This window comes from Variovorax sp. ZS18.2.2 (genome assembly GCF_024701975.1).
GTDB lineage: Bacteria > Pseudomonadota > Gammaproteobacteria > Burkholderiales > Burkholderiaceae_C > Variovorax.
In genome coordinates this window covers 1-11,577 of record NZ_JANLNM010000016.1, presented here as the reverse complement: position 1 = coordinate 11,577, position 11,577 = coordinate 1, and the positions used below count along the sequence as shown (strand labels likewise).

Here is an 11,577-nt window from a genome sequence, read left to right as displayed (position 1 = left end):
GAAAAAGCCCCCCGACGAGCCCCCGTTATTGAGGACGCCATGAGCGCAGACCCGCACTACCAGGCCACAGAAGAAGCCCATACCGGCCCCATCAAGAACCCGAAGCAACTGCTGCTCGCGGTATTTTTCTCCTTCATTGCACCGATTCTGATCATCGTGGGGCTTGTCGCCTACGTGGTCTCGGGCACCAAGCCCGCCGGCACCGTGGAGGGCGAGAACATGGCGCTCTACGGCGTGTCGAAGGAATCGCGCGACAAGGAAGTGGCCGAACGCCTCAAGAAGGTCGGCGCCATCGAGATCCGTGACGCCAACCGCCCCCTCACGGCCGGCGACGCCGTATTCAAGGCCCAGTGCGTGGCCTGCCACGGCGCACCGGGCATCCCCGGCGCCCCTCACCTGAACGACGCCGCAGCCTGGGGCCCCCGCATCGGCCAGGGCTATGCAACGCTGCTGGAACATGCGCTCAAGGGCAAGGGCGCGATGCCTCCCCAGGGCGGCGGCGACTTCGAAGACCTCGAAATCGGCCGTGCGGTGGTCTACATGGCCAATGCCGGCGGCGCCAAGTTCCCGGTGCCCGACCGTCCGGCGGCCGCGGCGCCTGCAGAAGGTGCTTCGGGTGCGGCGCCTGCCGCGTCGGCACCTGCTGCCGCAGCCTCGACGGCTGCTGCTCCCGCCAAGTAATCCGCTTCGCTCCAAAGAAAAAGCCGGCCCAGCGCCGGCTTTTTTGTGGGCGATCCGCGCTTGAAGAACTATTGTTTTGATAGCGCCGCGGCGGGACTGGCATGGTGTTCCGCCGGGCTCATGACATGGCCGAAGCGCTGCGGCAGTTCGCTGGCCTGCACCGCCTCGGGCGTCCACAGGCCCTGCTCGATGGCTTCGGCCGCAATGCCCACATCCTGCGTGTGAACCAGCCCGAGCCCGATCGGCGCGACCAGATAAAGCCGCCCGGCCTCGTCTAGCAGACAGCCCGAGACATCGACCGCCTCGCCGGTATGGGCCGTGACGGTGAATCTGCCGCCGCCCTCGTCTGCCACGCGCCAGACCAGCGGCGCAGCCTCCAGCTCGACATACACGCGCTGTGGCCCGTTCTGGAAGAACCACTGCCCTTCGCCGTCGTGCTCGTAGTTGCGATGGATGAAGTCGATCAGCTTGTCGTGCCGCAGCATCGAGCCCTTGGCCTGCACGAACGGCCCCTCGGCTTGCGTGCGGTCGTCGCGCATGTACCAGTTGCCGCGCGCGTCGAGACCCAGCCAGCCGTAGCAGTGCGGCACGTTGGGCCATTTGGCGAGCGCCTGTTTGACGATGTCGTCCATCTGGTCATTCTCCTGCCGGTTGCGCCACGGAGGCGTCAGCCAAAACGCCGCCATGCACCTGCAGCCAGCCGCCGACACGCTCCGGCATCCCGCGCACGTGCCCCGGCGGCAGCCCCAGCGGAAAGCCGACGTGCCCGCCATGCGCCGGCTGCCACAGCGTGACGTGCCGCCCGACCTCGCCCGGCCCCGGCAGGCTGCGGGCCGGAATGAACGGATCGTTGAGCGCATTCACCACCAGCGTGGGCACGCGGATCTGGCCCAGGTGCGGCTTGGACGAGCCTCGCGCCCAGTAGTCGTCGGTGTTGCGAAACCCGTGCAGCGGCGCGGTGAACACGTCGTCGAAGGTATAGAGGTCGCGTGCGGCCAGCAGCCGGTCGCGGTCGAACAGGCCCGGGAACTGCGCGAGCTTGGCCATCGCCTTGGGCTTCATGGTCGCGAGGAACATGCGCGTGTAGACCAGCCTGTTGAAGCCCCGGCCGATCGCCTCACCGCCCGCGGCCAGGTCGAGCGGCGCGCTCACCGAAGCCACGGCGCTGACCGATTCGCGCGCCGTGTCGCCCGCCTCGCAGGCCCAGCGCAGCAATGCGTTGCCGCCGAGCGAGACGCCCGCGGCGAGCACCGGGCCGCCGCCGCGCAGCGTGTGCTGCTCGTGCATGCGCCGCAGGATCCAGCCGATCTCTTCGTAGTCGCCGGAGTGGTACGCGCGCGGCGCGAGGTTCAGCTCGCCGCTGCAGCCCCGGAAATGCGGCACCGCGAAGGCCATGCCGCGCTCGGCCGCAAATGCCGCGAAAGCCTCCGCATAGTGGCTGCGCGACGAGCCCTCGAGCCCATGGAACAGCACCAGCAGCGGCCGTGGGCCCGACAGCGGCGCATCGATGAAATCGACGTCGATGAAATCCCCGTCGGGCGCATTCCAGCGCTCGCGGCGGTACACCGGCGCGGCACCGTCGAAGCGGCGCGCATAGAGCGCGGCCCAGATGGTCTGCAGGTTGCCGCCGGGCAGCCAGCGCGGCGCCACGTAGTCCATCGACGACCGAAGAGAGGAAGAAGAAGAATCGGCGGAAGACATCAATGCAGGGTCTGAGGCGGATCGTTCGCGTCGTCCGGCTCGCGCGCGCTGCCCGGGCTCGCGTGGTGCGCCACCATGCGCCAGCCCTGCGCGGTCTTGTGATAGACGTTGGTGGCCAGCACGAAGGCATGGCGCGGGCCTTCGGCGGTGAGCACCTCGATGCGCTCCAGCACGTTGTGCACCGCGCTCGCGAGCGACTCGATCTTGCGCACCCGCGCCGGCATGGCGTGGATCGCGCCGTTGCCGAACATCTGCTCGAAGGCCGCGCGGATCGCCACGGCGCCTACAAGCCGCGGGCCGCCAGGGTGTACGCAGAACACCTCGTCCTCGTCGGCCCAGCAGGCCATCAGCGCGTCGATGTCGCCGCGCTGCAGCGCTTCGTAGAAAGCCGCCTCGACGTCGTCGGCGGTGCCGCCGATGGCCGCGGCAGTGCGGTGTGGGGTCTTGGGCATGGCGTGATTTTGCCGTGCCGTTCGTGACGCCGACGCTGCACCGCTTTGGTCCGGCCTGCACCGCGTCGCCGCAGTTTTTCCGGTTCGCCTGCTCCACTTTGGACCAAGTGGTCAAAACAAAAACATGAAAAAACCATAACTCATTGATTTGAAACGACTTATCCGACTGGCACGCACCATGCATAGGGCTCTGTAACCCCGCAACAGGAGCCCTTCATGAACGTCGGCATCTTCATTCCCATCGGCAACAACGGCTGGCTGCTTTCCGAGAACGCACCGCAGTACAAGCCCAGCTTCGCGCTCAACAAGGAGATCACGCTGAAGGCCGAGCACTACGGTGTCGACTTCGCGCTGTCGATGATCAAGCTGCGTGGCTTCGGCGGCAAGACCGAGTTCTGGGACCACAACCTCGAGTCCTTCACGCTCATGGCCGGGCTCGCGGCCGTCACGACGAAGATCAAGCTCTTCGCCACCTCCGCCTCGCTGGTGATGCCGCCGGCCATCGTCGCGCGCATGGCCTCGACCATCGACTCCATCTCCGGCGGCCGCTTTGGCCTGAACCTCGTCACCGGCTGGCAGCGCCCAGAGTATTCGCAGATGGGCATGTGGCCCGGCGACCAGTTCTTCGGCACGCGCTACCAGTACCTCTCCGAATACATCCAGGTGCTGCGCGACCTCTGGGGCACCGGCAAGTCCGACTTCAAGGGCGACCACTTCCAGATGGACGACTGCCGCCTGAGCCCGCAGCCACAGGCCGACATGAAGGTGATCTGCGCCGGCCAGAGCGACGCAGGCATGGACTTCTCCGCGAAGTACGCCGACTACAACTTCTGCTTCGGCAAGGGCGTGAACACGCCCAAGGCCTTCGCGCCCGCCGCCGAAAAGCTCATCGAGGCCACGCGCAAGACCGGCCGCCACGTCACCACCTACGTGCTGATGATGGTGATCGCCGACGAAACCGACGAGGCCGCACGCGCCAAGTGGGAGCACTACAAGGCCGGCGCCGACCACGAGGCCATCGCCTGGCTCGGGCAGCAGGGCGCGGCCGACACCAAGTCCGGCGCCGACACCAACGTGCGCCAGATGGCCGACCCGACCTCGGCCGTGAACATCAACATGGGCACGCTCGTCGGCTCCTACGCAACCGTCGCGCGCCTGCTCGACGAAGTGGCCGAGGTGCCTGGCACCGAAGGCGTGCTGCTGACCTTCGACGATTTCGTGCAGGGCGTCGAGGCTTTCGGCGAGCGCATCCAGCCGCTGATGAAGAGCCGCGCGCACGTGCAGAGCCCCGTGCCTTCGCAGGTCGAGCCCGAGCGCCTTGCGGCCTGAAAGGAGACGCGCATGACCACGCCCACTCCGAAGAACACCACCCTCACTTCAACCACGCCCGTCGGCGCGCCGCGCCTGCCCGGTGCGCCCGCCCCGCTCGTGCTGCCCGCGCGCCCCGAGCCACTCGCGCTGCACGCCAGCGACTGCGCACTCATCGTCGTCGACATGCAGAACGCCTACGCCTCGCTCGGCGGGTATGTCGACTCGGCCGGCTTCGACATCTCGGGCGCCCAGGGCACCATCGCCAACATCGCGCGCACCATCGCCGCCGCGCGCGCGGCCGGCATGCTGGTCGTGTTCCTGCAGAACGGCTGGGACGCGGCATATGTCGAAGCGGGCGGCCCTGGCTCGCCCAACTGGCACAAGTCGAACGCGCTCAAAACCATGCGCGCCCGGCCCGAGCTGCAGGGCAAGTTCCTCGCCAAGGGCGGCTGGGACTACGAACTCATCGACCAGATGAAGCCGCAGCCCGGCGACATCGTGGTGCCCAAGACGCGCTACAGCGGCTTCTTCAACAGCACGCTCGACAGCAGCCTGCGCGCACGCGGCATCCGCCACCTGGTATTCACCGGCATCGCAACCAACGTGTGCGTCGAATCGACGCTGCGCGATGCCTTCCATCTCGAATATTTCGCCGTGATGCTCGAAGACGCGACGCACGAACTGGGCGGCGCGGCCATCCAGAAGGCCTCGGTCTACAACGTCGAGACCTTCTTCGGCTGGGTCTCCACGGTCGATCAGTTCTGCAGCACCTTCGCGCCGCAAGCCGCCACTCGACCCGCAACGGCCGAAGCGGCCATCGCCTGATTCATTTTTCAAGTTTTTCAAGGAGTCCCCGAATGCCCAAGCAAGCCATCATCCCGCCCGGCACCGGCGTGCCCCTCGCCCCCTACGTTCCCGGCACGCTCGCCGATGGTGTGCTCTACGTCTCGGGCACGCTGCCCTTCGACAAGGACAACAACGTGGTCCACGTCGGCGACGCGAGCGCGCAGGCGCGGCATGTGCTCACCACCATCCAGGGCGTGGTCGAGGCTGCGGGCGGCACCATGGACGACGTGACCTTCAACCAGATCATGCTCAAGGACTGGGCCGACTACGCGAAGATCAACGCGGTGTATGCGGAGTTCTTTCCCGGCACCAAGCCCGCGCGCTACTGCATCCAGTGCGGCCTGGTGAAGCCCGACGCGTTGATCGAGATCGCCTCGATCGCCCACGTCGGCAAGAAGGCCTGAGCCTCATGACCTCGCTGCACTACGAGGTGCATGGGCCGTCGGATGCGATCGCCACCGTGCTGCTGTCCTCCGGCCTCGGCGGCTCGGCCGGCTTCTGGAAGCCGCAGCTCGGCGCGCTGGTCGATGCGGGCCATCGCGTCATCGTGTACGACCAGCGCGGCACGGGCCGCAGCCCCGACACGCTGCCCGAGGGCGACTACGCGATCGCTGACATGGCGCTCGACGTGATCGAGATCCTCGATGCCACCGACACGGCGCAATGCCACTTCGCGGGCCATGCGCTCGGTGGACTGGTCGGCTTGCAGCTCGCGCTCGATGCGCCGGACTGCGTGGCGAGCCTGGTGCTCGTCAACGCATGGTCGAAGCCGAACCCGCATTCGGCGCGCTGCTTCGATGCGCGGCTCGCACTGCTCGGCGCACTCGGTCCGCGCGCATATGTGGAAGCGCAGCCGATCTTCCTGTACCCCGCCGCCTGGTGCGCCGAACATGCGCAGCGCGTGGCCGACGAAGTCGATCACGCCTTCGCGCATTTCCCCGGTGAATCCAACATGCGCGCGCGCATCGCCGCACTACGCGCCTTCGACATCGATGCGCACCTTGCCGACATCACGGTGCCCACGCTGGTGGCGGCCGCAAGAGACGATGTGCTCGTCCCCTGGACCTGTTCGCAACGCCTCGCCGATGGCCTGCGCGATGTCACGCTCGATTTCATGCCGCACGGCGGCCACGCGCACAGCGTGACCGAAGCCGATGCCTTCAACCGCAGCCTGCTCGATTTTCTTGCCCGGGTCGGCACACCCGCCCTTCCCCCCATTCCCGCATGACCTCCACACAGATTCTCGAAGATGCCGCACTGGCACTCCTCTTCACCAGCGCGCGCAGCCACAACGGCTGGACCGGCGAGCCCGTGCCCGATGCCCAGCTGCAGCGCATCTACACACTCGCCAGCCTGGGACCGACCTCGGCCAACTGCTCGCCCGCGCGCTTCGTGTTCGTGCGAACGCCCGAAGGCAAGCAGCGCCTCGCGCCCGCGCTTTCCAAAGGCAACCTCGACAAGACCATGAGCGCGCCGGTCACGGTCATCGCCGCATGGGACCGCAAGTTCTACGACAGGCTGCCCACGCTGTTTCCGCATGCCGATGCGCGCAGCTGGTTCACCGGCAGCCCCGAGGCCGCGCACGAGACCGCCTTCCGCAATGCCAGCCTGCAGGCGGGCTACCTGCTGCTCGCCGCGCGCGCCGTGGGCCTCGACGCCGGCCCGATGTCGGGCTTCGACAAGGCGAAGGTCGATGCCGCTTTCTTCGAAGGCACCGACTGGACCGCCAACTTCCTCATCAACCTCGGCCACGGCGATGCGTCGAAGGTGTTCGGGCGTTTGCCGCGCCTTCCTTTCGACGAAGCCTGCATCCTGGCCTGACGCCTCCGGAGTTCTCCATGCTGAACGCCACTGCATCCCATGTTCCGCCGAGCGGCCTGCTGCCGGCGCTGCCCAAGGCCGACTACCGCAACGCGATGGCGCGGCTGGGTGCGGCGGTGAACATCATCACGACCGATGGCCCCGCAGGCCGCGCCGGCTTCACCGCTTCGGCGGTGTGCAGCGTGACCGACGAGCCGCCGATGCTGCTCGTGTGCCTGAACCGCTCGGCTTCGGTGTACCCCGCTTTCGCCACCAACGGCGTGCTCTGCGTGAACGTGCTGGCCGCGGGCCACCAGACGCTCTCGGGCCTGTTCGGCGGCAAGACGCCGATGGACGAACGCTTCGCCGCCGGCCGCTGGAGCCGCAAGGCCACCGGCTCGCCGGTGCTCGACGATGCGGCCGCGTCCTTCGACTGCCGCGTGGTGAGCGCCACCAGCGCCGGCACGCACGATGTGCTGTTCTGCGAAGCAGTGGCGATCGCCATGGGTGGTGCGGCGCAAAGCCTCATCTACTTCGATCGCAAGTACCACGAGATCGCGGCACCGCCGCACTGAGTCAGCGCACCGTGATGCCCTGGAGAACGATGCGCTGCACGTTCTCCACTGTCTGCTCGAAGAAGCCCGCATCGTCCAGCGTGTGTCCCGACAGCGCATGCACCTGCACACCGAAATCGGCATAGTGCTGCGTGATCGCCCACAGCGCGAAGATCAGGTGATGCGGATCGACCGGTGCGAGCTTGCCGGCCTCCACCCAGGCGCGAATCACCTCCGATTTGCGCTCCACCAGCGTGCGCAGTTCGCGGTCGAGTTCGTCGCGCAACAACGGCGCGCCCTGGATCATTTCAAGACAGAACAGGCGTGATGCATCGGGCCTGTCGCGCGAGATCACGAGCTTGCGGCGGATGTAGTCGCCAATGGCTTCACTGGGGTCCTGCTCGGCGCTGAAGCCGCGCAGCGGCTCGAGCCACACCGCGAGCAGATCGCGCAGCACGTTGACGTACAGCTCCTCCTTGTTCGCGAAGTAATAGAGCAGGTTGCTCTTGGACACATCGGCGCGCGCCGCCACCTGGTCGATCGAGGTGCCGTGCAACCCGAAGCGCGAGAACAGACCCAGCGCCGCGCCGAGGATGGCGCTGCGCTTGTCCTCGATCTGGCGCAGGCGCCGGCTCACGGCGGAGGCGCTCCGCACCGCGGGTTTCGCGCGCTTGCGCGCCGGGCTCTTGTCGGTGCTGCTGGCTGCTGCCAGCGCCTTGGTCTTCGGCATCTTCCCTCGCTCTTCATGTACGGATTGCAGGTTCTCTGAACGGCGCACCACTGTAAGGCCGCGGTGCATCGCGTTGCGCCACGGCGGCCCTCAGGCCCTCGCGGCGCGCACCATGCTGACGCGACAAATGCGATTTGTCCATTTGGTCCAACTGGCACAGACGTTGCATGGCGAAAGGCATGCCAAGCATGAGGACCCGCCCATGACCCTGCTGTCCGTACCCATCATCGATCTCGCGCCCTACTTCGCCGGCACGGCCGAAGGCAAGGCGCAGATCGCGAAGAAAGTCGACGAGGCCTGCCGCAGCATCGGCTTCCTTGTCATCACCAACCACGGCATTCCACCCGAGCTGGTATCGCGCGTCTCGTCGCTCTCGCGCGAATTCTTCAACATGCCGCTGGCGGAAAAACGCAAGGTCGACCGTCCGCGCGAAGACGCGGTGCGCGGCTACAGCGCGGTCGGCGAAGAGGGCCTCTCGTACAGCCTCGAAGAAGCGGCGCCCGGCGACCTGAAGGAATCGTTTTCCATCGGTCCCTCGAACGTGCCCGACGACGACTACCACCACGGCCCCGCCGCCGGCCCGCATTTCGAACCCAACAGCTGGCCGCCCATCGATGGTTTCCGCGAAGCGTACGAAGGCTACTTCGAGGCCATGAGCGATCTCTCGCGTTCGCTGATGCGCATCTTCGCGCTCGGCCTCGAACTGCCCGAGACCTTTTTCGACGACAAGATCGACGCGCACATCAGCATGTTCCGCGTGCTGAGCTATCCGCCGCAGCGCGAGCAGCCGCTGCCCGGCCAGCTGCGCGCGGGCGCGCACAGCGACTACGGCAGCCTCACGATCGTGCTGCCCGACGACAAGGGCCTGCAGGTCTTCAACAAGGCGGGGCAGTGGGTCGACGTGCCGCAGGTCGAGGGCGGCATGGTCGTCAACATCGCCGATCTGATGATGCAGTGGACCAACGACCTGTGGGTGTCGACGCTGCACCGCGTGGTGAATCCGCCTTTCGAAGTGGCGAGCACCAACCGCCGCCAGTCGCTGGTGTTCTTCCACCAGCCGAACTACGACGCGATGGTCGAGTGCCTGCCGAGCTGCCTCGCGCCGGGCGAGTCGCCCAAGTACGCGCCCATTTCGTCGGGCGATCACCTCACCTCCAAGTTCGTGAAACAAACGACCTTCGGCGGCACCAAGGCGACGGCCTGAGCTGAAACCCGATATGGCCCACCTCTCCTACGTCAACGTCTTCGCAAAAGACGTGGTCGCGCTCAGCGGTTTCTACCGGCGCGTGTTCGGCTTCCCCGAGATCGAGGCGATCCGCTCGCCGATCTTCCGCGGCCTGGACACCGGCAAGTCGAGCCTGGGCTTCAACGCGCTCGATGCCTACGAGCTGCTGCACCTGGCCGAGTTCTCCGACACGCGCGGCGTGAAGTTCCTGCTGAACATCGACGTCGACAGCCAGGCCGATGTCGACCGCATGGTGCCCGTTGCGCTCGAGGCCGGCGCCACGCTGATCAAGCCTCCCTACGTCACCTACTACAACTGGTACCAGTCGGTGCTGCTCGATCCCGAGGGCAATGTGTTCCGCATCAACTTCATGATGTGACGCGCGCGACGCCTCTTCTCTTTTCCTTCTGTCACTTCCCCTGCTTCCCACGAAAGGTTGCTCCATGCTGCGCACACCCACCACTGGCTTCCTCGGCCTTGCACTGACGCTCGCAGCCGGCGGCGCGTTCTTCTTCACGCTGCCCGCCATGGCCGCCGACGGCTTCACGCTCAAGGACAAGCCCAAGATCGCGATGCTGTACTTCGGCCCCAAGAACGATGGCGGCTGGACACAGGCCTTCGACGAAGCGCGCATCAAGATCGAGAAAGAAATCGGCCAGAAGATCCAGTTCGTGGAGAACGTGCCCGAAGACGCCTCGGCCATCAAGCCGGCCGCCGAGAAGTTCATCCAGCGCGGCGCCAACATCGTGATCGGCACCGCCTTCGGCTACTCCGACAGCTTCAAGGACCTGGCCGCCAAGTACCCCGATGTCGCCTTCTTGAACGGCTCGGGCACCACCAACGGCACGAACCTCGAATCGTTCTACGGCCGCACCTACGAGAGCCAGTACCTGTGCGGCATGGCCGCGGGGGCGGCGTCCAAGACCGGCAAGCTCGGCTTCGTCGCGGCCAACCCCTTCGGCGTGGTGAACTGGACCATCAACGCCTTCGCGCTCGGTGCGCAGAAGATGAACCCCAACGCCACCGTCAACGTGATCTACACCGGCGCGTGGAACGACCCCATCAAGGAACGCGCCGCCGCGGCAGCCCTCATCGACCAGGGCGCCGACGTGATCGGCCAGCACGTGGACAGCCCCACGCCCCAGATCGTGGCGCAGGAGCGCGGCGTGTACGGCACCGGCCACCACCGGGACCTTCGCCAGTTCGCGCCCAAGGCCACGCTGTGCTCGTCGGTGTGGGTGTGGGACCGGTTCCTTGTGCCTGAACTCAAGAAGGTGATGGCCGGCGGCTGGAAGCCCGCGCCATACGGCGCCTTCATCGCCATGAAGGACGGCGGCACCGACATCGCGGGCTTCGGCCCCGCGGTGCCCAAGGACAAGGCCGCGGTGATCACCGCCGAGCGCGAAGCGATCCTCAAGGGCAAGCAGGTCTACGCCGGCCCGCTCGCGGACCGCGATGGCAAGGAGCGCGTGGCCAAGGGCGCGGTGCTCTCGGATGCCGACCTCTGGAAGATGGACTGGTTCGTCAAGGGCGTGGTCACGCAAAAGTAGGCCGGAGCCCAGAAGAAGCCATGCCCAACGCGCTCGAACTCACCGGCATCCGCAAGACCTTCGACGGCTTCGCGGCCCTCACCGACGCCCACTTCGCCGCACGCTGGGGCGAGGTGCATGCGCTGCTCGGTGAGAACGGCGCGGGCAAGTCGTCGCTGATGAACATCGCCGCCGGGCTCTATGCGCCCGAAGCGGGGCAACTGCTGGTCGACGACAACATCGTTCGCTTTGCCGGCCCGCGCGATGCGGCGAAGCACCGCATCGGCATGGTCCACCAGCACTTCAAGCTGGTGCGACCGTTCACGGTGGCACAGAACATCCTGCTCACCGCACCGCCGCCGGCCGGGTTCCAGAGCCACGGCGAGCGGCTGCGCGAGATCGAACGCGACATCCACAACAAGGCCGCGGAACTGGGCTTCGAGATCGATCCGTCCAAGCGTGTTGATGCACTCTCGATTGCGGAGCAGCAGCGCGTCGAAATTCTCAAGGTGCTGCTCGCAGGGGCGCGCATCCTGATCCTGGATGAACCCACGGCCGTGCTGACCGACCAAGAGGCCGCACGCCTCTTGCAGACGGTGCAAGGGCTCGCGCGCAGCGGCGCCGCCGTGGTGCTGGTCACGCACAAGATGGCCGACGTGAAGACCTACGCCGACCGCGTGACGGTGATGCGCGGCGGGCGCACGGTGGCGACGCTGGAGCCCGGCGCCACGTCGGTGAGTGAACTCGT

Annotated in this window: 15 protein-coding genes; 11 read left to right on the top strand and 4 right to left on the bottom strand. The window is 66.8% G+C overall.

The window, feature by feature from the left end:
* Positions 1–39 precede the first annotated feature (39 nt).
* Positions 40–681, top strand: a complete 642-nt coding sequence (locus NU688_RS33360; protein ID WP_257865262.1) for a cytochrome c5 family protein — start codon at positions 40–42, stop codon at positions 679–681.
* Positions 682–749: 68 nt separating this feature from the next.
* Here the strand turns inward: NU688_RS33360 and NU688_RS33355 are convergent, their stop codons facing one another.
* The 3 genes from NU688_RS33355 to NU688_RS33345 are packed head-to-tail and all read right to left on the bottom strand — an operon-like array spanning position 750 to position 2,834.
* Positions 750–1,313: a DUF2946 family protein gene (locus tag NU688_RS33355; RefSeq protein WP_257865260.1), complete on the bottom strand. Its 564-nt coding sequence runs from the start codon at positions 1,311–1,313 to the stop codon at positions 750–752.
* Between the two features lie 4 nt (positions 1,314–1,317).
* Positions 1,318–2,340, bottom strand: coding sequence for a YheT family hydrolase (locus NU688_RS33350; RefSeq protein ID WP_257865329.1), 1,023 nt, complete (start codon positions 2,338–2,340; stop codon positions 1,318–1,320).
* 41 nt (positions 2,341–2,381) lie between these two features.
* On the bottom strand, positions 2,382–2,834 hold the full coding sequence (locus tag NU688_RS33345; protein WP_013543846.1) for a nuclear transport factor 2 family protein: 453 nt from the start codon (positions 2,832–2,834) through the stop codon (positions 2,382–2,384).
* 216 nt (positions 2,835–3,050) lie between these two features.
* Between NU688_RS33345 and rutA the strand changes: the two genes are divergently transcribed.
* From rutA to rutF, 6 genes are read left to right on the top strand one after another with little or no spacing between them, the layout of a single operon-like run.
* A complete protein-coding gene (gene rutA / locus NU688_RS33340) occupies positions 3,051–4,163 on the top strand; it encodes a pyrimidine utilization protein A (protein ID WP_257865259.1) in 1,113 nt (370 codons plus the stop codon).
* A gap of 12 nt (positions 4,164–4,175) precedes the next feature.
* Positions 4,176–4,970 (top strand): pyrimidine utilization protein B, encoded by a 795-nt coding sequence (rutB, locus tag NU688_RS33335; RefSeq protein ID WP_257865258.1) that lies wholly within the window; start codon positions 4,176–4,178, stop codon positions 4,968–4,970.
* A 32-nt stretch (positions 4,971–5,002) separates the two neighbouring features.
* A complete protein-coding gene (gene rutC, locus NU688_RS33330; protein ID WP_042577573.1) occupies positions 5,003–5,395 on the top strand; it encodes a pyrimidine utilization protein C in 393 nt (130 codons plus the stop codon).
* 5 nt (positions 5,396–5,400) lie between these two features.
* Complete coding sequence (gene rutD, locus NU688_RS33325) at positions 5,401–6,219, top strand: pyrimidine utilization protein D (protein WP_257865257.1); 819 nt, start codon at positions 5,401–5,403, stop codon at positions 6,217–6,219.
* On the top strand, positions 6,216–6,812 hold the full coding sequence (locus NU688_RS33320; RefSeq protein ID WP_257865256.1) for a malonic semialdehyde reductase: 597 nt from the start codon (positions 6,216–6,218) through the stop codon (positions 6,810–6,812). The genes rutD and NU688_RS33320 overlap by 4 nt, the downstream gene beginning before the upstream one ends.
* A gap of 17 nt (positions 6,813–6,829) precedes the next feature.
* On the top strand, positions 6,830–7,366 hold the full coding sequence (gene rutF / locus NU688_RS33315; protein WP_257865255.1) for an NADH-dependent FMN reductase RutF: 537 nt from the start codon (positions 6,830–6,832) through the stop codon (positions 7,364–7,366).
* Between the two features lies 1 nt (position 7,367).
* On the opposite strand, the gene rutR is transcribed toward rutF, so the two are convergent.
* Positions 7,368–8,075 carry an HTH-type transcriptional regulator RutR gene (gene rutR, locus NU688_RS33310; protein ID WP_257865253.1) on the bottom strand — a complete coding sequence of 236 codons (708 nt, stop codon included), beginning with the start codon at positions 8,073–8,075 and terminating at the stop codon, positions 7,368–7,370.
* A 202-nt stretch (positions 8,076–8,277) separates the two neighbouring features.
* Between rutR and NU688_RS33305 the strand changes: the two genes are divergently transcribed.
* The 4 genes from NU688_RS33305 to NU688_RS33290 all read left to right on the top strand — a co-directional run.
* Positions 8,278–9,279, top strand: coding sequence for an isopenicillin N synthase family oxygenase (locus NU688_RS33305; RefSeq protein ID WP_257865252.1), 1,002 nt, complete (start codon positions 8,278–8,280; stop codon positions 9,277–9,279).
* Between the two features lie 13 nt (positions 9,280–9,292).
* The gene (locus tag NU688_RS33300) at positions 9,293–9,679 is read left to right on the top strand and encodes a VOC family protein (RefSeq protein ID WP_257865251.1); all 387 of its coding nucleotides are present in this window, start codon (positions 9,293–9,295) and stop codon (positions 9,677–9,679) included.
* A gap of 64 nt (positions 9,680–9,743) precedes the next feature.
* Complete coding sequence (locus NU688_RS33295) at positions 9,744–10,850, top strand: BMP family ABC transporter substrate-binding protein (RefSeq protein WP_257865250.1); 1,107 nt, start codon at positions 9,744–9,746, stop codon at positions 10,848–10,850.
* 20 nt (positions 10,851–10,870) lie between these two features.
* A partial coding sequence (locus tag NU688_RS33290) for an ATP-binding cassette domain-containing protein (protein WP_257865248.1) occupies positions 10,871–11,577 on the top strand: 707 nt, incomplete at its 3' end.

Coding starts and splice junctions, on each gene's coding strand:
- NU688_RS33345 (WP_013543846.1), bottom strand. CDS start 2,834: ATGCCCAAGACCCCACACCGCACTGCCGCGGCCATCGGCGGCACCGCC.
- rutD (WP_257865257.1), top strand. CDS start 5,401: ATGACCTCGCTGCACTACGAGGTGCATGGGCCGTCGGATGCGATCGCC.
- rutB (WP_257865258.1), top strand. CDS start 4,176: ATGACCACGCCCACTCCGAAGAACACCACCCTCACTTCAACCACGCCC.
- rutA (WP_257865259.1), top strand. CDS start 3,051: ATGAACGTCGGCATCTTCATTCCCATCGGCAACAACGGCTGGCTGCTT.
- NU688_RS33320 (WP_257865256.1), top strand. CDS start 6,216: ATGACCTCCACACAGATTCTCGAAGATGCCGCACTGGCACTCCTCTTC.
- rutR (WP_257865253.1), bottom strand. CDS start 8,075: ATGCCGAAGACCAAGGCGCTGGCAGCAGCCAGCAGCACCGACAAGAGC.
- NU688_RS33305 (WP_257865252.1), top strand. CDS start 8,278: ATGACCCTGCTGTCCGTACCCATCATCGATCTCGCGCCCTACTTCGCC.
- NU688_RS33355 (WP_257865260.1), bottom strand. CDS start 1,313: ATGGACGACATCGTCAAACAGGCGCTCGCCAAATGGCCCAACGTGCCG.
- NU688_RS33300 (WP_257865251.1), top strand. CDS start 9,293: ATGGCCCACCTCTCCTACGTCAACGTCTTCGCAAAAGACGTGGTCGCG.
- rutF (WP_257865255.1), top strand. CDS start 6,830: ATGCTGAACGCCACTGCATCCCATGTTCCGCCGAGCGGCCTGCTGCCG.
- NU688_RS33360 (WP_257865262.1), top strand. CDS start 40: ATGAGCGCAGACCCGCACTACCAGGCCACAGAAGAAGCCCATACCGGC.
- NU688_RS33350 (WP_257865329.1), bottom strand. CDS start 2,340: ATGGACTACGTGGCGCCGCGCTGGCTGCCCGGCGGCAACCTGCAGACC.
- rutC (WP_042577573.1), top strand. CDS start 5,003: ATGCCCAAGCAAGCCATCATCCCGCCCGGCACCGGCGTGCCCCTCGCC.
- NU688_RS33295 (WP_257865250.1), top strand. CDS start 9,744: ATGCTGCGCACACCCACCACTGGCTTCCTCGGCCTTGCACTGACGCTC.